Genomic DNA, 23,596 nt, shown 5'->3' on the forward strand with positions numbered 1-23,596 from the left:
ATGAGTGTTTTGATTTCATCAATATACTTTAGTCCTGTAAAATCTTTATCTTTTACAAATATCAAATCATGTATCATTAAAAAAGATTTGGGAATTGTAAATGATAGAAGTTTTGCATTTACCAGAATTATTGACTCAAAAAAAGCTCTTATACTTGAGAAAAATCCAAGTGAAAGAAAGCTTAATAATTTCTTAACATTAAAAAATTCACCAGTTTTAAATAAATACAATTTTGAATACAAAAATAATAAATTAATTTTAAAACTTGGTGACAAGCAGCTATTATCAATAATAGCAGATGATCCAGAGCAAAAATCTATACTTGTAAATAAAATACTAGAATTAGAAAATTCATTAACCAAACCAATTTTCTTATTACAAAGTAATATTGCCCCTTTCTTTGATACATCTCATTCAAATAAGATCTTTAATTCCGTATCCCTTATAAATTTAAATAGTATTAAAGATTTTGAAAAAAAAATTAATCAAAAAATTGAATTAGAGAGATTTAGAGGAAATTTTTACATTGAAGGACTTGAAGCTTGGGAAGAGCGTAAATGGATTGGAAAGATTATAAAAATTAATAATATTTCTTTTAAAATAGTAAAAAATATTCCACGCTGTACTGCAGTTAATTTAAAACCTGAAACAGATAGTAGTGATAAGAGTTTGCTGAAGTTATTAAAAAAAAACTACGATCATTGCGATATGGGTGTTTACTTGAGATCTTTAGATGAAGGTAAAATAGAAGCAGGAAATATAGTGGAATGTTAATAATAAAGAGGTTTTAGCTATCAATTTTTAAGTTTAATCATCAGCGTATACCTTTTCATCTTTTTCATGCTTTTCTTGTGCTGCAATACAAAGATGGGCAACTGGTCTAGCCATTAATCTTTTTAATCCTATTGGCTCAGCAGTTTCTGCACAAAATCCAAAAGTTTTATCTTTTATTCTTATTAAAGCTTGGTCAATTTTAGAAATTAATTTAATTTGTCTATTAATTGCTTTCATTTCTACAGTTTTATCCGTGTAAGAACTTGCTTGATCAACAATATCTGCTGAAACACTATTGTCATCCATTGACCCATTGTAAAGAGCTTCATTATTTGCTTTTACTAATTCTTTTTTCCATTCAGTAAGTTTTATCTTAAAAAATGATAAATGCTTATCACACATATATTTTTCTGTTTCTTTTGGTATATATGTTTTTGAAATTCTAATTGGTGCCTTTACTTTAATTTCAGGTGTACTATTTTTTTTTATTACTTTAGTAGCTTTTTTGACTGCAGCAGCAACTTTTTTTGTTTTAGCTGTTGGTTTTTTAGTAGATGATTTTGCAATTTTAGGCATATGTATAAATTTAGTGGCCGGAGTATATTCAGCAATTAATACGTGTCAAGCAAGCTTAATTCATATAAAATCAATTAAATGTTAATCAATAAAAACAATATAAATAAATTGTTTTATAGTTTTCTTATAACTCATTTAATTTTATGGACATTGATCCCCTCATTAACAAATAAAAATCTACCACTTGATGTTATTGAGGCTTTAGCCTGGGGAAGTAATTTGGAATGGGGATTTAACAAACATCCCCCAGGAAGTGCATTTTTTCCAGAAATTTTTTATCAAATTTTCGGTGCCCAAGATTGGGCTTATTATTTATTAAGTCAAATATTTGTAGTGACTGCATTTATTATTGTTTTTAAATTTGCTGAAGAGCTTTTTAAGAATAAAACTTTAAGTTTAATATCGGTACTTCTTTTAGAGGGTATTTATTTCTATAATTTTACAACACCTGAATTTAATGTGAATGTTTGCCAACTACCTTTTTGGTCGTTGTGTGTTTATTATTCTTGGAAAATATTTGATAAAAAAGCAATAAACTTTATGGATTGTTTTTTGCTTGGAGTTTTTGCAGCCATAGGTTTTTTATCAAAATATCTTTTTATTTACCTTTTAATATCAATAGTCCTATTATTTTTTTATATAATTTTTGTAAAAAAATATCAAAAGTTTGATTTCAAATATTTAATATCTTTTGAGGTCTTTATTGTTTTATTAATTCCTCATTTAATTTGGTTAACTAATAATGATTACATTACGATTACGTATGGATTAGCTAGAACAGGGCTTGAGAATTCAAGTTTATTAGATCATATAACTTACCCATTAATATTCTTAGTTAAACAACTAGGAATAATAATTCCATTTTTTTTAATGTCGTTTTTTTTAATAAAAAAAATTAAGTTAAAAGTAACTTTAAAAGATAAGAAGCTATTGTTCTTAATATTTATTAATTTAATTCCAATTGGATTAATGTTCTTAACCTCGATGTTAATAGGGTCTAAAATAAGAACAATGTGGATGACCCCATTTTATTTATTTTTTGGTGTATTCATTATCTATATTTTTCAAGCACAAATAAATCTTAAAAAGTTAAATGGGTTTATATCAACATTTTTGATTTTATTTATTTTTTCACCCTTTGCTTATGCTTATATTTCAATTACTGAAACTGACAAAAGAACAGATTATTTAGGTAAAGAAATAGCAATTAAAACTGAATACTTATGGAAGCAAAATTATACATTACCAATTAATGTTGTCCTTGGTGATGAATGGCATGCTGGAAATTTATCATATCACCTAAATTCTAGACCCGTTTGGGAAGGATTGATTACAAAAGATAAGCTTAAGTCATTGTCGAAATATATTTGTATTGATAATATTTGTGTAGGAAATAGATGAGCAAAATAAAAATTTTAATCCCTATATATAATGATTGGAAGTCAGCTTTTAAACTTTTAGAAGATATAGACTTAAAAGTTAATGATTTAAAACATGAATTCTCAATTATAATTGTAAACGATTGCTCTACGGAAGAAAAACCTACCAATGATTTTAATTTTAATAACCTTAAGTCTATAAAAATAATCAACATGAAAACAAATAAAGGACATGCTAGATGTAATGCGTCTGGCTTAAGATATATTGCTGAGCATGAAGATTACGATTATATAATTCCAATGGATGGAGATGGTGAAGATAGACCGGAAGAAATAACTCTTCTTATTAATAAGATAAATAACTATCCTGATAAAGTTATTACAGCTAATAGAGTAAAAAGATCTGAAGCTTCTTTCTTTAAACTTTGTTACCTTTTACACAAATATTTAACTTTTGTTTTCACCGGACAGTCTATTAAGTTTGGTAATTTTATTTGCTTACCTAAATTTGCAGTTAATAAAATGATAAAAGATAAAGCAACATGGAGTAGTTTTTCAGGTGCTGTTGCTAAACTATTTAAAGATAGAAAATCTATCCCATCAATAAGAGGTAAAAGATTTTTTGGTCCATCGAAAATGAGTTTTATTAACTTATTAAAACACTCACTATCAATTATAGCTGTTTTTAAAATGACACTATTGATTAGATCTATATTTTTTTTAATTGCTTACTTATTTTTAGTTGCCGGTAATCTATCATGGATTACATTATTGCCTGTTTTAGGAGTTCTTATTATGATGTTTTCAGTAATTATACTTTCTCAGAGAGAAAGTATTTTAGAATTTGAAAACTCTTTAGAAAATATTAGCAGCATAGATCAATTTAAATAGCTTTTATTATTGGTAGTGAATGAAAATCAGCTGTATCTATCTTTGAAGAGTGGTCTCTTCTCATATTCCATTTTTTATTTACTCCAGCGCTAGCTAAACTTAATGTTGATCGTCCATACTTATAATTTGTGCTATCAATAGATCTCATTAAGCCTTTAATTTTCTCATCTTTTTCAGTGGAAAATAGATTTTTACTGCCACTTGAACTAACTAAACCAGTCAATGTTATGCCTGCTTTTTGATATCTGTATCCATTAATAAAGATTTCATTTAAAGCAATCAAAGCAGTTTTAACTATTTCAATGCTATTATTGGTAGCTATTGGAAAATCTATAGTTTTAGCATTTGAATAATGCACTCCTCTATTTTGAAAAGGGCTTGTTCTAACAGACACGGTTATTGATTTTGCTATTAAAGATTCTGATCTAATTTTTTCTGAAGCATTTAAGCAATAACTTGCAACCGCCTCTTCTAACTCTTGAAACTTTTCAACTCTTGTACCAAATGACCTTGACACTACACAACTTTTTCTTTTTGAAGTTTTAGTTTCTAGTGGGATACAAGGAATACCTCTAAGTTCTAAGGCGGTTCTAGAACTTAAAACGTTAGAACTTTTTTTAATCCAAGTATTTGACATATTTTTTAATTGCTTAGCATTATAAATTCCATTTTGATGATAAAATTTTGTCATCTGTTTACCAACTCCCCACACATCGTTGATATCTATTTTTTCTAATAGTGGATCAATATTTTCAATTCCTATCAAGTTTGTAACACCAGATTGTTTTTTCTTTGCTATATGATTTGCAATTTTGCTTAGTGTTTTTGTTTTAGCAATACCAATGCTAGTCGGAATTCCTGTCCATTGTAAAACAATGTTTCTAATTTCTTTTCCCACATCTTCTACTTCGTCATCTGGATAATTACTCAAATCTAAAAAAGCTTCATCTACTGAATATATTTCTAACTCAGGATTAAATCTTTTTAAAGTTCTCATCACTCTTCTTGATAAATCTCCATACAAAGAATAATTTGAAGAAAATACATAAACTCTATTTTTAAGTATTATTTCTTTAGCTTTAAAGTAAGGCTCACCCATTTTAATACCAAGAAACTTTGCTTCATTTGATCTTGCAATAATGCAGCCATCATTATTCGACAATACAACAACTGGCTTATTTCTAATTTTAGGATTGAATAATCTTTCACAAGAAACATAAAATGAATTACAATCTACTAATGCTATTTTCTTAGTACGTTGAATGGATGACATAAGTCACAACTCCCCAAATAAACACTTCAGTTTCATCTCCAATAATTATTTTATCTTCAATATTTTTTGAACCTGATGTTAAAAATTGACCATCTTTTGATTTAACAAAACTTTTAACAACTAACTCATCATGAACATTTGCAACCACTGTTGAAAAGTTTTTAGGTTTTAAACTTCTATCAATAACTAATAAGTCACCATCATAAATACCAACATCAGTCATCGATTTTCCCTGAACTCTAATGATAAAAGTTGCAGGAACATTTTTGATTAAGTGAACATTAAGATCTACATCTTCTTCAATGTAATCTGTTGCAGGAGAGGGAAAGCCAGCTCCAGCTTTATGTAAGTAAAAGGGAATAGTTAATTTCATGTTCTTGTTTTGTTCTAATTTATAGACTAGTTATACAGTACACGCAATAGGTTGTATTTTGAGTCTGTAACTGAATCAAAGGTGAATCAAAACATGAACATTGAAACTACATTTTGTGCTCTTGTGGATAACTTCAACCAGAGATAGTTTAAGCTTCATATTAAAATGAAAAAATTTCTATCAATTGTGTTACTTGGCTTAATTATAACTTCTAACAGTATGTCTTATGAAGAAGCAAACTATGAAGTAGTGAAAAAAAATGAAGTTTATGAAATCAGAAAATATTCTGATCGTTTAGCAATTGAAACAGATATATCAAATGAAGGCAACAGTTTTAGAAAATTATTTAACTACATATCAGGCAACAATGATAAAAATGAAGAGATTAAGATGACAACACCAGTCACCCAAATAGAAAAAAAAGGAAATATGACCATGCAATTTTATTTACCTTCAAGATTTAATAAAGAAAACATACCAAGCCCGTCTAATCCAGATGTTAAAATATTAAATATTAAAGGTGGTTATTATGCGGTTATTAGATACTCAGGAAGGGCTTCTGATAAAAATTTTATTAAACATAAAAGCGTTTTAGAAAATGAATTAAAAAAAGATAATATGATAATTTTGAGCCCACCTATTAAAGCAACTTACGATGGACCTTTCACGCTACCCATGAACAGAAGAAATGAAGCAATGTTTGAAATAAATATAAAAAATAAAGGAGAAATATAAATGAAAAAACTAACATGTCACTGTGGAGAAGTAGAAGCAGAAATAAACGTGCCTAATAACTTAGAAAAAGTTTTAAAATGTAATTGTTCTATTTGTAAAAGAAAAGGAGCAATAATGTCTATGGTTAAGAATGAAGATTTTAAAATAATTAAAGGTGAGGATAAATTAAAACTTTATCAATTTCATTCAAAAATTGCAAAACACTATTTTTGTTCGAACTGCGGAATTTATACACATCATAATCCAAGAGCCAATCCAGCTATGACAGGATTTAATCTCGGATGCGTAGATGAAATAAATACGTTTGAATTAGAAAATGTTGCAGTCAACGATGGGCAAAATCATCCTCTAGACAATAAGTAATTTTTTATGCAAGCAGTTAATGATTGTTTTAAAAAAGTAAAAAAAGATTGTTTTAAATTTATCTCTTCTCAAGAAACCAAGAAGGATAAATTTAAAAATAAAGATAAGATGATCAAATCTTTTTTAATACCTGTTAGTTTTTGGATAGCAAAAAAGATTAATAAAAAAAAACCATTAATGATAGGTTTGGCTGGAGGACAAGGGTCAGGCAAAACAACTATCTCATCAATTTTATCTTTAATTTTAAAAAAATATTTTAAGTTAAATGTTTTTAAAGTTTCTATTGATGATTTTTATAAAACAAGAAAAGACAGAACATTATTGTCTAAAAATAAACACCCTTTATTAATGACGAGAGGAGTACCAGGAACTCACGATGTAGATTTAATGTTAAATTTTTTTAAACAGATTAAAAATAAAAACTTTAAAAGTTTACAAATTCCAACATTTAATAAAGCAATAGATGATAGGTGCCAAAAGAGCTTATGGTATAAAATCAAAACAAAGCCTGATGTGGTCATTTTTGAAGGTTGGTGCGTTGGAGCAAGAGCCCAATCAAGTAGTCAGCTTAAAAAACCAATTAACTCACTTGAAAAAGTTTATGATCAAGGAACTAAATGGAGAACCCATGTTAACAATCAATTAAAAACTAAATACAAAACCTTATTCAAACAATTAGATGGATTACTGTATCTAAAGGCTAAAAACTTTAGCTTATTGAGAGAATGGAGATTAAAACAGGAGCGAAAGCTCTGGGTTCAAACAAAAAACAAGAAAAATCTAAAGATTATGAGTAGTGGAGATGTGATAAACTTTATGCAGACTTATCAAAGAATTACTCAACAAATGTTTAAAGATGCGATAAAAAGCTCATCAGTTATAATGAATTTAAATAGCAATCATCAGATTGAAAAAATAAAGTTTAAAAAATAATGAAAAAAATAATATTAATATTCTTAGCTATTATTCTTTTTAATGGAAAAGCTTTTTCAGTACCTTTATCAAAAGCATTGTTTCAAGCGTATAATGAAAACCCAGTATTAAACGCAGAACGTGAAAATATTCAAGTTTCTAGAGAAGATGTAAAAATATCAAGAAGTGAGTTTTTACCAAGTGTGACACTGTCAGGTTCTAAGAGCCAAGAAAATACAGAAAAGTTAACTGATGGAACAGGTACTAATTCATCTTTTACTGATGTCGATCCAAAAACTCAATCAATAGATATTGAGCAAAAATTATTCCAAGGATTTGCAGGTATAGCCAGCATGGAAAAAAGTAAAATTGGATTAACTTTAGCTGAGGCAAAACTTTTAAAAACTGAACAGGAGATTTTGTACCAAGCTATTGAGGCTTATTCGGGTTTAGTTTTTTCTGATGAAAAACTTAAGATTAATCAAGATAACGTTAACCTGTTAAAGAGACAAGTTGAGACCAATCAAGCAAGATTAGAAAGAGGTCAAATTACTATATCTGATTTAGCACAATCTGAGTCTTCACTTGCAGGTGCACAAGCACAATTTTTACAAGCAAAAAATGAAACAATTACAGCTAAGTTAACCTATGAAAAAATTATAGGCCCAATTGTAAATACCAATACTTTAAGTAAGAATTCAGATTTAACTTTTGAATTACCAAAAGATTTAAATGAAGCAATTGAAATTTCAAAAACAACTAATCCAAATTTAATTATTTCAAGGTTAGAGTATGAACAATCTGAACAAGATGTAACTATAGCTAGATCTGATCTATCACCATCTGCATCTTTATCCTTTAATAGTTCAAAATCGGACAATGTAAGCTCAAGTATTGGAGAGCGTGATAAAGAAATATTAAAAGCAACTATCTCATGGCCAATTTTTAATGGTGGAAAAAATACCGCCTCATTAAATAAAAGTAAAAATTTGAAAAATAGAAAAAAACTATTATTAGAGAATGCCTTAAAAACAAATGACGCAAATATTGCAAGCGCATGGTCAAGCTTTCAAGTATCAAAAAGTTTATTGAATTCAGTTACTGCGCAAGTTAAAGCGGCAGAAACAGCAAATGAAGGAATAACAGTTGAATATGAAACAGGTCTTGGAAGATCCACACTTGATGTTATTCAGTCAAATTCAATTTTATTAAACTCAAAAATAAGCCTAGCAAATTCTGAAAGAAATTATTTACTTTCACAATTTAAACTTCTTCAAGCTATCGGTTTGTTGAATAGCAATTACTTAAAAATACAGTAATTAGGCCATTTTATTATAAAAAAAATAACTATTGAAAATAAGAACAAAATGTGTACATTTAATACACGATTCGAACACTAATTATTTAATAAAAAAGGCATAAAATGACTAAAAACAACTTAAAAGTAGTTAAATCTACAAAAGCGCAACAATCAGAAGGCAACGAAAAAAACAAAGCTTTGGACGCGGCAATGAGCCAAATTATCGATAATTTTGGAAAAGGATCAGTAATGAAACTTGGCCAAAGAAGAGCAATGGACGTTGAGTCTGTTTCAACTGGATCATTAAGTTTAGATGTAGCGCTTGGAATAGGTGGCTTACCAAAAGGAAGAGTTATTGAAGTCTATGGACCAGAATCATCTGGTAAAACAACTTTAGCATTGCAAGTATTAGCGGAAGCCCAAAAAGCTGGAGGAATTTGTGCGTTTATAGATGCAGAGCATGCTTTAGATCCAATTTATGCAAAAAAACTTGGTGTAGATACTGAAGAATTATTAATTTCACAACCAGATACTGGTGAACAAGCTCTAGAAATAGCTGATACTTTAGTTAAATCAGGATCGATTTCTGTTATCGTAATTGACTCTGTTGCAGCACTAACACCTAGAGCTGAAATTGAAGGAGAAATGGGAGATCACCATGTAGGACTTCAATCAAGATTGATGAGTCAGGCTTTAAGAAAACTAACAGGTTCAATCTCAAGCACGAACACAATGATGATTTTTATTAACCAAATTAGAATGAAAATTGGAGTTATGTTTGGAAGTCCAGAGACTACATCTGGTGGAAATGCACTTAAGTTTTATTCATCTGTTAGAATGGACATTAGAAGAATTGGTGCCATTAAAAACGGAGATGAAATTATTGGTAACTCAACAAGAGTTAAAGTGGTTAAAAATAAAGTAGCACCACCATTTAAAGTTGTTGAATTTGACCTAATGTACGGCAAAGGTATTAGTAAAGTAGGTGAATTAGTTGACCTTGGTGCAAAAGCTGACATTGTTGAAAAAGCTGGAGCCTGGTACGCTTATAAAGGTGAAAAAATTGGCCAAGGAAGAGAAAATGCTAAAACTTATTTAGAGCAAAATCCTAAAATTGCAGCAGAAATTGAAATGGCAATTAGAGAAAAGGCTGGAGTGATAGCAAAAAAAATTGAAGGTAATCCATTAGATCCAGAAAAAGCAGCAAAAGATCAAATTGAGGAGCCTAAACTGGAAATAAAAGAAGAAGTAACACCTCCATCTAAAAAGAATTAGTTAAAGTCATCTTTAATTATTAAAAGGCGCTTAATTTAAGCGCCTTTTTTCCCTACACTTATCTAGACATCAAATAAAAAAGCTGTATTTTAATTATATGGCTGACATAACGCTAAATCAAATCAGAACAACTTTTTTAGATTATTTTGAAAAAAATGATCACAAGATTGTTGAGTCTAGTAATTTAGTTCCAAATAATGATCCAACATTAATGTTTGCAAATTCAGGAATGGTACAATTTAAAAATGTATTCACCGGATTAGAAAAAAGAGACTATGTAAGAGCAACAACTTCCCAAAAATGTGTAAGGGCAGGTGGTAAGCATAACGACCTTGAAAATGTAGGCTATACACCAAGACACCATACATTTTTTGAAATGCTTGGAAATTTTTCATTTGGAGATTATTTTAAAGAAGAGGCAATTAGTTACGCATGGAATTTAATAACTAAAGAGTTCGGAATTGATAAAAATCGCCTCTATGTAACAGTTTATCATGACGATGAAGAAGCATTTAACTTTTGGAAGAAAATAGCTGGTTTTAGTGATGATAGAATAATCAAGATAGCAACGTCAGATAACTTTTGGTCTATGGGTGACACAGGGCCTTGTGGACCATGTTCTGAAATATTTTATGATCACGGTGATCATCTAGAGGGTGGTTTACCTGGCACTAAAAACGAGGATGGTAATAGGTTTATAGAAATATGGAATTTAGTATTCATGCAATATGAGCAAATTTCAAAAGATAAGAGAATAAATTTACCAAAACCATCTGTGGATACGGGTATGGGTCTTGAGAGAATAGCTGCACTACTACAGGGAACACACGATAACTACGAAACAGATCATTTTAAAAAACTAATACTATCTGCATCTGACACATTAAACGTTAAGGTAACTGATGATAATCAATCAAGTTTTAGAGTAATAGCAGATCATTTACGAGCAAGTTCATTTTTATTAGCAGAAGGAGTTTTACCTTCTAATGAAGGAAGAGGTTATGTTCTAAGAAGAATTATGAGACGTGGAATGAGACACTCACATTTACTAGGTTCTAAAAAACCAGTTTTCTATAATATTTTTAAAACGCTTCTAGAAGAAATGTCTAAAAACTATCCAGAACTTGAAAGAGCACAATCTTTAATAAAAGAAACATTAAAAACTGAAGAAGAAAAATTTTTAGTTTTACTAGATAGAGGAATGAAAATATTAGATGAAGAAATATCAAAAGCAGGAAAAATATTACCAGGCGATGTTGCTTTTAAATTATACGAAACTTATGGATTTCCATTAGATCTCACAGAGGACATATTAAAATCAAAGTCACTAAAATTTGATAAAGAACGATTTGGTGAATTGATGAAACAAAGTGTTGAATTAGCTAGAAAAAATTGGAAAGGATCTGGAGATAGCTCTCTAGATAAAATTTGGTTTAGTATCAAGGATAAAATTGGTAATACAGATTTTTTAGGATACGCATCGAATGAAGCAGAAGGAGTAATAAAACTATTATTAAAAAGAAACAAAGAAGTTAATAGTTTAGGTCTAGACGATGAGGGTATCATTATTACTAATCAAACACCTTTTTATGGAGAGTCAGGAGGGCAAGTTGCAGATACAGGGATAATTTGTGCGCAAAATTTTGAATTTGAAGTATCTGATGTGCAAAAAAAACTAGGGGATTTATTTGTTCATTATGGAAAAGTAACAAAAGGTTCAATTAAATTAAATGATAGTGTTGAATTAAAAATTGATACTCAAAGAAGAAATAATATTAGAGCTTACCATTCTGCCACTCATTTATTGCACGAAGCATTAAGAAGAGTTTTGGGTGAGCATGTAACCCAAAAAGGATCTTTAGTTCAATCTGATCGATTAAGATTTGATTTTAGTCACATGAAACCTATTTCAGATGAAGAGATTAGAAAAATTGAACATTATGTAAACTCAATAATTGAAAAAAAGTCAGAGGTGAAAACAAGAGTAATGACACCTAAAGAAGCTGTTGAAAATGGTGCCCTAGCTTTATTTGGAGAAAAATATGGCGATGAAGTTAGAGTTTTGTCTATGGGAGATGAAGAAGGTAAATTTTTCTCAACTGAGTTATGTGGAGGAACACACGTTGTAAACACAGCTGATATTGGAAAATTTAAGATTATTAGCCAATCATCTATTGCTGCAGGCGTAAGAAGAGTTGAAGCGTTAAGAGATGTGCAGTTAGTTGATTTTTTAAAGGAAAAAGAAAACCAATCCAATTTGTCGGATCAAAAAAATGAGGCAGTTATAAAAGAATTAGAGGCAAAGATTATTAAATTAGGAGGAAAACCTAATCTTCAAAACAAGGATCAAGTAACTTTAATAAAAGACCTTAATAGACAATTTGATCAACTTTCAGTTATCTCAATATTAAAAGATAAAGATAAAAATAAAATCAACGATCAAACTATTAATGGATTTAAAGTTAGATTTCAAAATATTATAGATTTACCATTTAAAGATTTACGTAAGCTAATTGATGAAGGCAAAAAAGAAATTGGAGAGGGATTAGTTATAATTTATGCAATCAATGATAATAAAGTTGGCTTAGCTGTAGGTGTTACCAAAACATTAGAAGAAAAGTTTGATGCCGTAAAAATTGTTAGAGCTGGTTCAGAAGTTATTGGGGGTAAAGGCGGTGGTGGCAGAGTTGACTTTGCACAAGCTGGTGGAACTTTGCCTAATAAAATTGAAGAGTCTTTTGAAAATATTAAAAAATTAATTAATTAAGCTTTTTCTTAAGCTGACCATCTAATTCATCTAAAAATTGATTAGTCGTTAGATAATTACTTGAGGGCCCAATTAAAATTGCCAAATCTTTTGTCATTGATCCATTTTCAACACAATCAATACAAACTTTTTCTAATGTAGTTGAAAATTTAATCAAATCTTCATTACTATCTAATTTTCCTCTATGTGCCAAACCTCTAGTCCAAGCAAAAATTGAAGCGATTGGATTTGTAGAAGTCTCTTTACCTTCTTGATGCATTCTGTAGTGTCTAGTTACAGTTCCGTGAGCTGCTTCTGCTTCCATAGTTTTTCCATCAGGTGCAAGAAGAACACTTGTCATTAGCCCTAATGATCCATAACCTTGAGCCACAGTATCAGATTGAACATCTCCATCATAATTCTTACAAGCCCAAATATATTTACCACTCCATTTCATAGCGCAAGCAACCATGTCATCAATTAGTCTATGCTCATAAGTAATGTTAAGTTTATCAAAATCAGATTTAAACTCTTTATCAAAAATATCTTGGAAGATATCTTTGAACCTACCATCATAAATCTTTAAAATAGTATTTTTAGTAGAAAGATAAACGGGCCATTTTTTAATTATTCCATAGTTAAAGCAAGATCTTGCAAAGTCTTCTATAGATTTATCTAAATTGTACATCGATAAAGCAATCCCTGGTCCAGGAAAGTTAAAGACCTCATATTTAATTTCATCACTGCCATCTTCTGCAGTCCATTTTATTTCCATTTTACCTTTACCGGGTACTTTAAAATCTGTTGCTCTATATTGATCGCCAAAAGCATGTCTTCCAATAATTAAAGGATCTGTCCAAGTTGGAACAAGTTTTGGAATATTTTTACAAATTATAGGCTCTCTAAAAACTGTACCTCCAAGAATATTTCGTATCGTTCCGTTTGGAGATCTCCACATTTTTTTTAGCTTAAATTCTTCTACACGCGCTTCATCTGGTGTAATTGTTGCACATTTTATGCCAACACTATGTTCTTTAATTGCGTTAGCAGAATCTATTGTTATTTGATCATCTGTATCGTCACGACTTTTCATACCAAGATCGTAGTATTTAATATCCAAATCTAAATAAGGCAAAATCAGTTTACTTTTGATGAATTCCCAAATGACTCTAGTCATCTCATCACCATCTAGTTCAACAACTGGATTTTTAACCTTTATTTTAGCCATAAATGAATAATATATATTAGTAATTGTAATTTAGTGCTTTATATACATATTAATAAAAAATTATCAAATATAAGCTTATGTTAGAGAAAATTTTCCCAAAAATTCATTCTGAAGGTTACAAATTTTTAGCGATAGCTATTATTGTAACAATATTTTTATATGTCCTGAGCACTTTTCTAGGATTAATTGGTCTAGTATTATCGATATGGGTTTATTATTTTTTTAGAGATCCAGAACGAATTTCAATAAATGATGAAAACTATCTAACCAGTCCTGCTGACGGTGAAGTTTTGATGGTCCATGAAGTAGATGGTCCAAAAGAATTAGGTTTAGAAGATAGAAAATTTACTAAGATTAGTATCTTTATGAACGTATTTGACTGTCACGTAAATCGAACTCCTTGTGAAGGTAAAATTTCAGAAATACTTTATAAGCCTGGAAAATTTTTAAATGCATCACTTGATAAAGCAAGTGAAGACAATGAAAGAAACTATTACAAGATAACAAATACTCATGGCGAAGAAATAATAGTTGTTCAAATTGCCGGTTTAATTGCCAGAAGAATTGTTTGTGAATCTTCAAAAGATCAACAATTACAACAAGGTGAAAGAATTGGTATAATTAGATTTGGAAGTAGAGCGGACGTTTATTTTGAGAATTATGAGCCGTTAGTTAAAGTTGGACAAAAAACAATTGCTGGTGAAACACTATTAGCTAAAAAGTAGCTTATGGAACAACCAAAAAATAATTTTAAAATAGTATCAGATAAAAAAGCTAGAATGCTTTTGCCTAATGCACTGACATTAATAAATGTGTGTATTGGATTAAGTTCTATTAAATTTGCATTAGATGCAAAGTTTGAATTATCTATTATAGCTATTATGTTTGCCGCAATTTTTGATGCATTAGATGGCAGAGTTGCTAGGATGTTAAAAGGAACTTCTTTAGTTGGAAAAGAATTAGACTCATTGGCGGATTTAATTAGCTTTGGAGTAGCTCCTGCTTTTATAATGTATTTTTGGTCTTTAAATAATTTAGGTAAATTTGGCTGGTTACTCACAATGATTTTTGTAGTTTGCGTTGCCCTTAGACTTGCAAGATTTAATGTAAGTTCAAACTCTGAACCATCATGGAAGGATAATTACTTTGAGGGTGTGCCGTCACCTGCAGGTGGAATTTTGGTATTGATGCCTTTAATATTAAGTCTAAGCGAGATAAATTTAATCAAAATTAATTACGATATAGTAGTACCAATACTGTTTATTTTGATATCATTTTTATTGATCAGTAAAGTACCTACATTTGCATTTAAAAGAATTTCTATTCCTCGTCATTTGACAATTTTTGCATTGTTTAGTGTTGTTTTATTTTTTGGACTTTTGTTAATATATACATTTAAAGTTTTAGTTATTTGTGGATTAATCTATATTTGCTTAATTCCAGTTGGATATTTTAGTTATCAAAAAATTCATAAACAGAACATTTTAAATGGTGAAAGTGACACTAAAGAAGACCTTGAAGATATTCTATAGATGAAAAAAAATGTAATTGTATCTCTGGCAGACTCAAATTACTTTGAATTACTTAATGAATTGGTCGATTCTATTAAAAGTTTTGAACAAAGCAAAGATATAGCAATTTGTATCTTAGATGCAGGTTTATCTGAAAAACAGAAAAATGAATTATCAAAAAAAGTTGATGAAATTAAATCAGCCGAATGGGATATTGACGTTCCAGCCTTCAAGGTAAAAGAAAAAGAGTGGCTAAAGAGTCAAGTATCTCGAGCCTTTCTACCAAAATATTTTCCTAGTTATGAAAAATTCTTATGGATAGACTGTGACGCTTGGGTAGGGGATTGGAGTTCAATAGAGCTTTATTTTAAGGCCTGTGAAAATGGAAAATTAGGAATTACTCAAACCTTTACACCAGGATATAAAATAATGTCTAAAGTTAAATGGGTATTTGGGCAATTAGCAATAATTAAATCTCAAAATTTTAAACATGCAATAAAGTCAAAAATTGGAATAGATAAAGCTCGGAAGCTTGCTTTTGCCCCACATATCAATATTGGTGTTTTTTCTTTAGAAAAAAATTCAGCCGGCTGGACGACTTGGCAAAAAAATTTAGAACAAACACTTAAAGCTGGAAATATTTTTGGTTCAGAACAATTGGCTATTAACATGTCAGTTTACATTGACGATTTAGAAACAGAGTTCTTGCCTCATAATTGTAACTGGTTAGTTAGTAATCTTTTACCAAAATTTAATGATGAAGAAAAAAAGTTTGTTGAACCTTATTTGCCCAATCATAATATAGGAATAATACATCTTGCCTCTGGAATTTGGAATGGAGATAAAGACATGAGATTACATAGAGAAGTAAAGATAGACATAAAAACTTTAGAAGGTAAAATTTTATCAAAAAGCTTAAGGTTTGGTCATTAATTGAAAAAAAATAGAATCTCTAAAAACTGGATTAATAAACAAAAAAGAGATATTTATGTTAGACAATCTCAAGTAGACGGTTATCGAGCCAGATCAGCATATAAATTAATAGAAATAGATGAAAAATTTAAGATATTTAAAAATGGAATATCTGTAATCGATTTAGGGGCGTCACCTGGTAGCTGGTCTCAATATATTTCAAGAACAGTAAAAAGTGGAAGATTGGTTTCAATCGACTTAAAAGGTATGGAGGAAATCGAGAATACAATCCAAATCAAAGGTGATTTTACTGATTTAGAATCTCAAGAAAAAATAAAAGCTTTATTCAAATCAAAAGTTGATGTTGTTGTCTCTGATATGGCTGTAAATACAACGGGTATAAAAGATATAGATGCAATTTATACTGGCGAACTTGCAATGGAGGCTATGAATTTTTCCAAAGAAATGTTGGTTAAAGAAGGACGATTTGTCTCTAAGATTTTTCTAGGCTCATCATTTAACGAAATTGTTGCTTTGGGTAAAAAATTATTTAAAGAAGTGAAGGTGTTTAAACCCAAGTCTAGCAGAAAAGAATCTAAGGAAAGTTTTATTATTTGTAAAATCTTAAGATAGAGACTTTTTTTTTGAGGGGAATCATATATAAATGATTATGGATCCTATAAAAGAAGCTCTCACTTTTGATGATGTTACAATGGCACCAAAATACTCAGAAGTTTTACCTTCTGAAGTTGATACCAGCACTAAATTATCATCTAATTTAACATTAAAAATACCTTTATTATCCTCTGCAATGGATACAGTTACGGAGAGCAAAATGGCAATAGCAATAGCTAAAGCTGGAGGCATTGGTGTAATTCACAGAAATTTGGATATTAAAAAACAAGTTGAAGAAATTAAAAAGGTTAAAAGATTAAACTTATTAGTTGGTGCGGCAGTTGGAGCTGGTCCATTAGAACTTAAAAGAGCAAAAGCAATTTTAAAAGAAAAAGTTGATTTAATTGTTGTGGATACAGCTCATGGACATAGCAAAAAAGTAGCTGAAATTATTAAAGCTATAAAAAAATTAAAAACAAACAAAACAACTCTATGTGCTGGAAATATTGCAACAACTGAAGCAGCAAAATTTTTAATAAAATTAGGAGTAGATATTATTAAAGTTGGAATAGGGCCAGGATCAATTTGCACAACTAGGCTAGTTGCAGGTATTGGTGTACCGCAATTAAGTGCGATCCTTGCAGTTAAAAAAGGTGTTAAAAACAATAAAGTAAAAATAATTTCAGATGGTGGAATTAAATATTCAGGGGATTTAGCTAAAGCATTGTCAGCAGGTGCCGATGCTATAATGATTGGTTCTTTGTTTGCAGGAAGCTTAGAGACACCTGGAAAATTAATTAAAAAAAATGGTAAGTTATTTAAAAGTTTTAGAGGAATGGGATCAGTTGGCGCGATGAATAAAGGATCAGCTGATAGATATTTTCAAACCAAACAAAAAGATATATCTAAATATGTTCCAGAAGGAGTAGAAGGTTTTGTGAAATATAAAGGTGATGTTAAAAGTATAATTTATAAATTAATTGGAGGATTAAAATCATCTATGGGATATCTTGGTGCTAAAAAAGTACCAAACCTTAAAAATAAACCGAATTTTGTAAAAATAACTAAGGCTGGTTTTTATGAAAGTATGGTTCATAATGTTGATCAAATTAAAAATGAGAGCAAGTATTAATGAGAACAATAAATAAATTAATAATTGTCCTGTTTTTAATTTTAAATTTTGGAAGCTCTTCTTTTGCAGAAAATAACTTTTTTGAAGAAGGAAAAAATAAATACGATGAACAAAAATATGAAGAATCTAAATTTTTGTTTCAAAGAAGTATTGTTTTTAACCCTAAGGACAAAGATTCATATTTGTATTTAGCAAAAATTTATAATTTTGAAGAGAACAAAAGAGAAGAACAAAAAAATATAGATACAGTGTTATTACTTGATCCAAAAAATGAAGAAGCAAACTACATGCTTATGGAAATAGAGTTAAAAAGATCTAATTATTCCAAAGTAAAAGAACTAGCAGATAATTTTTCAAAAATTTGCAATAAATTGTGTGATAAGAAAAATTCTATTTTAGAATCCTTAAAGAATTTGGAACCTAAAAATGAGTCTTAGTAATAATTTAAGTAAAATCTTAATAATCGATTTTGGTTCTCAATTTACACAATTAATTGCAAGAAGAGTAAGGGAATTAGGGGTTTTTTCAGAAATTGTAAGTCATAAAAAAATAAAAATATCTCAAATTGCAAAAGATAATATTGCTGGAATAATACTGTCTGGTGGTCCTCTTAATGTTTACGAAAATGATAAATTTAAATTTGATAAGAGGATATTGAAACTTGGAATTCCAATCCTAGGCATATGTTTTGGACATCAGATATTGTCAAAACTATTAGGTGGCAAAGTTAAAAAATCAAAACATAGAGAGTTTGGTTTGGCTACTATAAGTAAAGTCTCCAATAGTATTTTAACTAAGAATTTTTTTAATAAAAATAATAGAAGTGATGTTTGGATGAGCCATGCTGATCAAGTATCAAAAATGCCAAAAAATTTTAGAATTATAGCTTCTACAAAAAACTCTAAATTAACAATTATTGAAAATATTAAAGAAAATTTTTATGGTGTACAATTTCACCCTGAAGTAACACATACTAATAAAGGTAAAATTTTATTAAGAAATTTTGTTTTTCTCATTTGTAAAATTAAAAAAAACTGGTCATCAAAAGATCAAAAATTAAAATTAATCAATGAAATTAAAGAGCAAGTAGGTGACAACAAAGTAATTTGTGGATTGTCGGGTGGTGTGGATAGTAGTGTGGTTGCACAATTATTAAGCAAAGCAATTGGAAAAAATTTAACTTGTATTTTTGTTAATAACGGTCTCTTAAGAAAAAACGAAGAAATACAAGTAGTTAATACTTTTAAGAAAAAATTAAAAATTAATTTGATTTATGTTAATGCAGAAAAAGAATTTATTAGAAAATTAACAAATGTATCTGATCCTGAAAAAAAACGAAAAATCATTGGTAATCTATTTATTAAAATATTTGAAAGATATGCAAACAGAATTAAGAATGTTAAATTTCTTGCTCAGGGCACTCTTTATCCCGACTTAATTGAAAGTAAATCTGTGACTGGTAGTCAAACTTCAAAAATAAAATCACATCATAATGTGGGGGGCCTTCCTAAAAGAATGAAATTAAAATTAGTAGAACCTCTTAAATTTTTATTTAAAGATGAAGTTAGAAAATTAGGATTAGAACTTAATTTATCTAATGACATAATCTCTAGACATCCATTTCCTGGTCCTGGTCTAGCTATTAGAATGCCTGGTATTATAACTAATGAAAAAATTAAAATTTTAAAAGAGGCTGATTTCTATTTTATAAAAGCTTTAAGAGAACATGGGTTATATGATAAAATTTGGCAAGCATATGCTGCACTCCTACCAGTAAAAACTGTGGGTGTTATGGGAGATAATCGAACTTATGAACATATTTGTTTGTTAAGAGCAATTACCTCTGAAGATGGAATGACAGCTGATTTTTTTGATTTTCCTAAAGGTTTTATGCAATCAATTTCTAATCAAATTATTAATAATATTAGAGGTATAAACAGAGTTGTTTACGATGTTACTTCAAAACCACCTAGTACCATTGAATTAGAGTAATACTTTACTATAGAGTGCATAATATTATGAAATATTTACACACCATGATCAGAATCTCAGACATAGAGAAATCATTAGATTTCTACTGCAAGGGATTAGGTTTAATTGAAACTAGAAGAATGGAAAATGAGCAAGGCAGATTTACCTTAATTTTTCTAGCAGCACCTGGCGATGAAAAAGCTGAATTAGAGCTAACCTACAATTGGGATGGTGATGAGTTGGGTGATGGATCTCGTAATTTTGGTCACTTAGCATACCGTGTTGAAAATATTTATCAAACATGTGAGAGACTTAAAAATATGGGGTATACAATTAATAGACCGCCTAGAGATGGTCATATGGCATTTGTCAGATCTCCTGACAATATTTCTATAGAAATCTTACAAGAGGGTAATTTAGAAATTAAAGAACCTTGGTCCTCAATGAAAAATGAAGGTGTTTGGTAAAAAATGAACAAAAAAATCTTAAACTTTATTAAAAAAAAAATAAATCCAAAATTATAAGTCTTACTGCTTACTCTAAAAATATTGCATCAATAGTAGATAGACACTGTGATCTTGTTTTAGTAGGCGACTCCCTTGGATCTGTACTTTATAGTTTTTCTTCCACAAAAAAAGTGACATTAGATATGATGATTGAACATTCTAAAAGTGTAAGAATGGGTGTTAAAAAAAGCTTAATGGTAGTAGATATGCCTCATAATACTTACCGAAACCCAAAAGAAGCCTTAAATAATGCAAAAAAAATAATGTCTAAAACGAAGTGTGATGCAATTAAGCTTGAGGGGGGTAAAAAAGTTGTTCAAATAATCAAAACTTTAATTAAGAATAAAATTCCAGTAATGGGACATCTTGGTGTTCTTCCACAATCTGCAACAAATTTTAAATTTAAAGGAAAAAAGTTAACAGAAAGAAATAAAATTTTAAAGGACTCTAAACTTTTAGAAGAAGCTGGTGTATTTTCAATTGTTTTAGAGTGTGTTGAAAGTTCATTAGCAAAAGAAATTACAAAAACTGTTAAAGTTCCAACAATTGGTATTGGTGCATCAGTACACTGCGACGGACAAGTTCTGGTTACTGACGATCTAATAGGTTTAAACCCAATAAAAGTTAGATTTGTTAAAAAATTTTCTAATATTACAAAACAGATTAATACTGCTATAATTAAATTTAAAAATGAAGTTAAAAATAAAAAATTTCCAAAGAAAACTAATAGTTATTAAGATATGAATTTTAGCAAAGAAGAATACAAAGCAAGATTAAAAAAAGTTCAAAGCGCAATGCAAGAAAAAAACATTGAACTATTAATCTCTAGTGATACAGCCAATATGAACTATTTAACTGGTTATGATGCTTGGTCGTTTTATTATGCTCAAGCTGTAATTGTACATGTGAATGCTGATGAGCCATTATGCTGGGTAAGAAAGCAAGATTCAGGTGGAGCTTATATAAAAACTTATTTAAAAAATGAAAATATTTTAGTCTATGACGAAAAATATATTCATACATGGCCACTTCATCCATTTGATAATTTAGTAGAAATTATAAAAGAAAGAAAATGGGATAAACTTACAATAGGTTTAGAAATGGATAGTCATTATTTTACTGCTTATTGTTATGAAAAAATGAAACAAGGGCTACCAAACGTTAAGTTAAAAGATTCTGAAAGATTAGTTAATTGGGCTCGTGTTGTTAAATCTAATGCAGAGATAGAACTTATGAAATCTGCAGCAATAATTTCTCAAAAAGGAATGCAAACAGCAATTGACATTATAAATCCTGGTGTCAGGCAGTGTGATGCGGTGGGTGAAATTCAAAAAGCATTATTTTATGGAACGCCAGAATTTGGTGGTGAATATTCAAGTATTGCAACGCTACTTCCAACTGGGAAAGGTACTTCAGCATCACATTTAACAGCAACTCAAGATAAGTTTGTAGAGGGTGAGGCTACAATAATAGAGCTTTCAGGGGTATATCAAAGGTACCATTGTCCCATGGCTAGAACAGTTTTACTTGGAAAACCAGATCAATTGAAAATTGATACTATGAATAAAACTAATGAGGCACTTCAAGCTGGAATAGATGCTGCAAAACCTGGACAAACTGCAGATGATGTTGCACAAGCTTTTTGGAAAATTTTAGATAAATATGGAATAGAAAAAACCTCTAGAACTGGTTATTCAATAGGAATTGGTTATCCACCTGATTGGGGTGAGCATACTCTTAATATATCTAAAGGTGATATGACTATTCTAGAACCAAATGTTACTTTTCATATGATTGCTGTAATGCAATTTGGGGGGTGGGGAGTTGAAGCATCAGAAGCAATACGAATAACTGACAAAGGATGTGAATTATTTTGTAATTTTTCAAAAGATCTGCACATTAAATAATTGAAATAAAAAAACTTGATAAACAAGTAAACAAATGTTTTAAATTCATTTAAAAAATATGATTAAAAATAAAGAATTTGTAAAATTTGACAATGTAGACAAAAGCTACGATGGCAAAGTACTTGTCGTTAAAGGACTAAATCTAGACATCGAAGAAGGTGAGTTTGTAACTATGTTGGGACCCTCTGGTTCTGGTAAAACAACTTGTTTAATGATGCTTGCTGGTTTTGAAACTCCAACTCATGGAGAAATTTATTTAGATGGTAAGATTATTTCAAATATTCCACCTCACAAAAGAGGGATTGGAATGGTATTTCAAAACTACGCTTTATTTCCACATATGACAGTTTATGAAAATTTAGCTTTTCCATTAAGAGTGAGAAAAATTCCAAAAGACGAAGCAGATAAAAAAATTGATAAAGCTTTATCAATGGTATCCCTTCAAGGTTTTGAAGCAAGAATGCCTATGCAATTATCTGGTGGACAACAACAGCGTGTTGCTGTGGCGAGATCTTTAGTTTTTGATCCACAAGTAGTACTTATGGATGAACCACTTGGAGCTTTAGATAAAAATTTAAGAGAGAGTATGCAATATGAAATTAAACATATTCACGAAAGTATTGGTGTAACAGTTGTGTATGTTACACACGATCAAACTGAAGCATTAACAATGTCAAACCGTATTGCAGTTTTCAATGATGGTAAAGTTCAGCAACTATCAAGTCCAGATGAATTGTATGAAAAACCGGTTAATTCATTTGTTGCTGAGTTCATTGGAGAAAATAATAAATTTTCAGGTCAAGTTTTAGATATTTCAGGAGACAAATGTAAAGTTAAATTAGAAAATGGCACAGAAATTTTAGCAAATCCAGTTGCTGTTAAAGCAAAAGGGGATAAGACTAAAGTTTCACTAAGACCTGAAAGAGCAATTATAGATCCTACAGATAAAATGGATAATAACCATAAAGGTAAAATTGAAGAAATAATTTATCACGGTGATCATACTAGACTAAGAGTTGATTTACTTGGTAATAAAGATTTTATCCTTAAAGTACCAAATAGCACTGCAAGATTAGATCTAAAAAAAGGTAATGTACTTAATATAGGCTGGAACAGTATTGATTGCAGAGCTTTAGATCCAAAATAATCTTAAAAAAAATCCCTAAAAAAACTTAAATAAAATAAAGGCAAAATAGACATAATTGGCTGTTGACTAA

The 23,596-nt window shown here is 29.5% G+C and carries 23 protein-coding genes and 1 pseudogene; 20 read left to right on the forward strand and 4 right to left on the reverse strand.

The window, feature by feature from the left end; genetic code table 11:
- Positions 1–774, forward strand: a complete 774-nt coding sequence (locus tag AC5SLN_RS01215; protein WP_494593737.1) for an MOSC domain-containing protein — start codon at positions 1–3, stop codon at positions 772–774.
- A gap of 33 nt (positions 775–807) precedes the next feature.
- On the opposite strand, the gene AC5SLN_RS01220 is transcribed toward AC5SLN_RS01215, so the two are convergent.
- On the reverse strand, positions 808–1,350 hold the full coding sequence (locus tag AC5SLN_RS01220; protein ID WP_494593739.1) for a TraR/DksA family transcriptional regulator: 543 nt from the start codon (positions 1,348–1,350) through the stop codon (positions 808–810).
- Between the two features lie 78 nt (positions 1,351–1,428).
- On the opposite strand from AC5SLN_RS01220, the gene AC5SLN_RS01225 reads away from it, so the two are divergent.
- Together AC5SLN_RS01225 and AC5SLN_RS01230 are read left to right on the forward strand one after the other, a co-directional pair.
- The gene (locus tag AC5SLN_RS01225) at positions 1,429–2,751 is read left to right on the forward strand and encodes a glycosyltransferase family 39 protein (RefSeq protein ID WP_494593741.1); all 1,323 of its coding nucleotides are present in this window, start codon (positions 1,429–1,431) and stop codon (positions 2,749–2,751) included.
- Positions 2,748–3,620 carry a glycosyltransferase family 2 protein gene (locus tag AC5SLN_RS01230; protein ID WP_494593743.1) on the forward strand — a complete coding sequence of 291 codons (873 nt, stop codon included), beginning with the start codon at positions 2,748–2,750 and terminating at the stop codon, positions 3,618–3,620. The genes AC5SLN_RS01225 and AC5SLN_RS01230 overlap by 4 nt, the downstream gene beginning before the upstream one ends.
- Here AC5SLN_RS01230 and AC5SLN_RS01235 read toward each other — a convergent pair.
- Positions 3,613–4,893 (reverse strand): Y-family DNA polymerase, encoded by a 1,281-nt coding sequence (locus tag AC5SLN_RS01235; protein WP_494593744.1) that lies wholly within the window; start codon positions 4,891–4,893, stop codon positions 3,613–3,615. The two genes, AC5SLN_RS01230 and AC5SLN_RS01235, sit on opposite strands and share 8 nt — an antisense overlap.
- Positions 4,871–5,266: a LexA family protein gene (locus AC5SLN_RS01240; protein WP_018413913.1), complete on the reverse strand. Its 396-nt coding sequence runs from the start codon at positions 5,264–5,266 to the stop codon at positions 4,871–4,873. The genes AC5SLN_RS01235 and AC5SLN_RS01240 overlap by 23 nt, the downstream gene beginning before the upstream one ends.
- A 165-nt stretch (positions 5,267–5,431) precedes the next feature.
- On the opposite strand from AC5SLN_RS01240, the gene AC5SLN_RS01245 reads away from it, so the two are divergent.
- From AC5SLN_RS01245 to alaS, 6 genes are all read left to right on the forward strand, one after another.
- Complete coding sequence (locus AC5SLN_RS01245) at positions 5,432–6,001, forward strand: SOUL family heme-binding protein (protein ID WP_494593746.1); 570 nt, start codon at positions 5,432–5,434, stop codon at positions 5,999–6,001.
- A complete protein-coding gene (locus AC5SLN_RS01250) occupies positions 6,002–6,364 on the forward strand; it encodes a GFA family protein (protein ID WP_494593748.1) in 363 nt (120 codons plus the stop codon).
- Between the two features lie 6 nt (positions 6,365–6,370).
- Positions 6,371–7,297 (forward strand): uridine kinase, encoded by a 927-nt coding sequence (locus AC5SLN_RS01255; RefSeq protein ID WP_494593750.1) that lies wholly within the window; start codon positions 6,371–6,373, stop codon positions 7,295–7,297.
- Positions 7,297–8,595: a TolC family outer membrane protein gene (locus tag AC5SLN_RS01260; protein ID WP_494593752.1), complete on the forward strand. Its 1,299-nt coding sequence runs from the start codon at positions 7,297–7,299 to the stop codon at positions 8,593–8,595. The genes AC5SLN_RS01255 and AC5SLN_RS01260 overlap by 1 nt, the downstream gene beginning before the upstream one ends.
- A gap of 104 nt (positions 8,596–8,699) precedes the next feature.
- Positions 8,700–9,851, forward strand: a complete 1,152-nt coding sequence (gene recA / locus AC5SLN_RS01265; protein WP_494577081.1) for a recombinase RecA — start codon at positions 8,700–8,702, stop codon at positions 9,849–9,851.
- 97 nt (positions 9,852–9,948) lie between these two features.
- Complete coding sequence (alaS, locus tag AC5SLN_RS01270; RefSeq protein WP_494593754.1) at positions 9,949–12,618, forward strand: alanine--tRNA ligase; 2,670 nt, start codon at positions 9,949–9,951, stop codon at positions 12,616–12,618.
- On the opposite strand, the gene AC5SLN_RS01275 is transcribed toward alaS, so the two are convergent.
- The gene (locus tag AC5SLN_RS01275; protein WP_494593756.1) at positions 12,611–13,825 is read right to left on the reverse strand and encodes an NADP-dependent isocitrate dehydrogenase; all 1,215 of its coding nucleotides are present in this window, start codon (positions 13,823–13,825) and stop codon (positions 12,611–12,613) included. The genes alaS and AC5SLN_RS01275 overlap by 8 nt on opposite strands.
- A 77-nt stretch (positions 13,826–13,902) precedes the next feature.
- Here AC5SLN_RS01275 and AC5SLN_RS01280 point away from each other — a divergent pair, with 77 nt between their 5' ends.
- The 11 genes and pseudogenes from AC5SLN_RS01280 (at position 13,903) to AC5SLN_RS01330 (ending at position 23,526) form a co-directional block, all read left to right on the forward strand.
- Complete coding sequence (locus AC5SLN_RS01280) at positions 13,903–14,550, forward strand: phosphatidylserine decarboxylase (protein WP_494577083.1); 648 nt, start codon at positions 13,903–13,905, stop codon at positions 14,548–14,550.
- Positions 14,551–14,553: 3 nt separating this feature from the next.
- On the forward strand, positions 14,554–15,357 hold the full coding sequence (gene pssA / locus AC5SLN_RS01285) for a CDP-diacylglycerol--serine O-phosphatidyltransferase (RefSeq protein ID WP_494577084.1): 804 nt from the start codon (positions 14,554–14,556) through the stop codon (positions 15,355–15,357).
- The gene (locus AC5SLN_RS01290) at positions 15,358–16,269 is read left to right on the forward strand and encodes a glycosyltransferase (RefSeq protein WP_494577085.1); all 912 of its coding nucleotides are present in this window, start codon (positions 15,358–15,360) and stop codon (positions 16,267–16,269) included.
- Positions 16,270–16,881, forward strand: coding sequence for an RlmE family RNA methyltransferase (locus tag AC5SLN_RS01295; protein WP_006997257.1), 612 nt, complete (start codon positions 16,270–16,272; stop codon positions 16,879–16,881).
- A gap of 37 nt (positions 16,882–16,918) precedes the next feature.
- A complete protein-coding gene (guaB, locus tag AC5SLN_RS01300) occupies positions 16,919–17,995 on the forward strand; it encodes an IMP dehydrogenase (RefSeq protein WP_494593758.1) in 1,077 nt (358 codons plus the stop codon).
- Positions 17,995–18,432 carry a tetratricopeptide repeat protein gene (locus tag AC5SLN_RS01305; RefSeq protein ID WP_271479826.1) on the forward strand — a complete coding sequence of 146 codons (438 nt, stop codon included), beginning with the start codon at positions 17,995–17,997 and terminating at the stop codon, positions 18,430–18,432. The genes guaB and AC5SLN_RS01305 overlap by 1 nt, the downstream gene beginning before the upstream one ends.
- The gene (guaA, locus tag AC5SLN_RS01310; protein ID WP_494593761.1) at positions 18,422–19,987 is read left to right on the forward strand and encodes a glutamine-hydrolyzing GMP synthase; all 1,566 of its coding nucleotides are present in this window, start codon (positions 18,422–18,424) and stop codon (positions 19,985–19,987) included. Before AC5SLN_RS01305 ends, guaA begins: the two co-directional genes overlap by 11 nt.
- Positions 19,988–20,013: 26 nt before the next feature.
- Positions 20,014–20,433, forward strand: coding sequence for a VOC family protein (locus tag AC5SLN_RS01315; RefSeq protein WP_494593763.1), 420 nt, complete (start codon positions 20,014–20,016; stop codon positions 20,431–20,433).
- Between the two features lie 3 nt (positions 20,434–20,436).
- Positions 20,437–21,209 (forward strand): annotated as a pseudogene (gene panB / locus AC5SLN_RS01320) (3-methyl-2-oxobutanoate hydroxymethyltransferase).
- 3 nt (positions 21,210–21,212) lie between these two features.
- Positions 21,213–22,379 (forward strand): M24 family metallopeptidase, encoded by a 1,167-nt coding sequence (locus tag AC5SLN_RS01325; RefSeq protein ID WP_494593765.1) that lies wholly within the window; start codon positions 21,213–21,215, stop codon positions 22,377–22,379.
- 58 nt (positions 22,380–22,437) lie between these two features.
- Entirely contained in the window at positions 22,438–23,526 is a 1,089-nt protein-coding gene (locus AC5SLN_RS01330) for an ABC transporter ATP-binding protein (protein WP_494593766.1), read from the forward strand.
- Positions 23,527–23,596 lie beyond the last annotated feature (70 nt).

This window comes from Candidatus Pelagibacter sp. PS_31, from assembly GCF_059417865.1.

Coding starts and splice junctions, on each gene's coding strand:
- AC5SLN_RS01245 (WP_494593746.1), top strand. CDS start 5,432: ATGAAAAAATTTCTATCAATTGTGTTACTTGGCTTAATTATAACTTCT.
- AC5SLN_RS01215 (WP_494593737.1), top strand. CDS start 1: ATGAGTGTTTTGATTTCATCAATATACTTTAGTCCTGTAAAATCTTTA.
- AC5SLN_RS01250 (WP_494593748.1), top strand. CDS start 6,002: ATGAAAAAACTAACATGTCACTGTGGAGAAGTAGAAGCAGAAATAAAC.
- AC5SLN_RS01290 (WP_494577085.1), top strand. CDS start 15,358: ATGAAAAAAAATGTAATTGTATCTCTGGCAGACTCAAATTACTTTGAA.
- alaS (WP_494593754.1), top strand. CDS start 9,949: ATGGCTGACATAACGCTAAATCAAATCAGAACAACTTTTTTAGATTAT.
- AC5SLN_RS01325 (WP_494593765.1), top strand. CDS start 21,213: ATGAATTTTAGCAAAGAAGAATACAAAGCAAGATTAAAAAAAGTTCAA.
- AC5SLN_RS01220 (WP_494593739.1), bottom strand. CDS start 1,350: ATGCCTAAAATTGCAAAATCATCTACTAAAAAACCAACAGCTAAAACA.
- AC5SLN_RS01225 (WP_494593741.1), top strand. CDS start 1,429: ATGTTAATCAATAAAAACAATATAAATAAATTGTTTTATAGTTTTCTT.
- AC5SLN_RS01275 (WP_494593756.1), bottom strand. CDS start 13,825: ATGGCTAAAATAAAGGTTAAAAATCCAGTTGTTGAACTAGATGGTGAT.
- AC5SLN_RS01255 (WP_494593750.1), top strand. CDS start 6,371: ATGCAAGCAGTTAATGATTGTTTTAAAAAAGTAAAAAAAGATTGTTTT.
- AC5SLN_RS01305 (WP_271479826.1), top strand. CDS start 17,995: ATGAGAACAATAAATAAATTAATAATTGTCCTGTTTTTAATTTTAAAT.
- AC5SLN_RS01280 (WP_494577083.1), top strand. CDS start 13,903: ATGTTAGAGAAAATTTTCCCAAAAATTCATTCTGAAGGTTACAAATTT.
- AC5SLN_RS01260 (WP_494593752.1), top strand. CDS start 7,297: ATGAAAAAAATAATATTAATATTCTTAGCTATTATTCTTTTTAATGGA.
- AC5SLN_RS01230 (WP_494593743.1), top strand. CDS start 2,748: ATGAGCAAAATAAAAATTTTAATCCCTATATATAATGATTGGAAGTCA.
- pssA (WP_494577084.1), top strand. CDS start 14,554: ATGGAACAACCAAAAAATAATTTTAAAATAGTATCAGATAAAAAAGCT.
- guaB (WP_494593758.1), top strand. CDS start 16,919: ATGGATCCTATAAAAGAAGCTCTCACTTTTGATGATGTTACAATGGCA.
- recA (WP_494577081.1), top strand. CDS start 8,700: ATGACTAAAAACAACTTAAAAGTAGTTAAATCTACAAAAGCGCAACAA.
- AC5SLN_RS01315 (WP_494593763.1), top strand. CDS start 20,014: ATGAAATATTTACACACCATGATCAGAATCTCAGACATAGAGAAATCA.
- AC5SLN_RS01330 (WP_494593766.1), top strand. CDS start 22,438: ATGATTAAAAATAAAGAATTTGTAAAATTTGACAATGTAGACAAAAGC.
- guaA (WP_494593761.1), top strand. CDS start 18,422: ATGAGTCTTAGTAATAATTTAAGTAAAATCTTAATAATCGATTTTGGT.
- AC5SLN_RS01235 (WP_494593744.1), bottom strand. CDS start 4,893: ATGTCATCCATTCAACGTACTAAGAAAATAGCATTAGTAGATTGTAAT.
- AC5SLN_RS01240 (WP_018413913.1), bottom strand. CDS start 5,266: ATGAAATTAACTATTCCCTTTTACTTACATAAAGCTGGAGCTGGCTTT.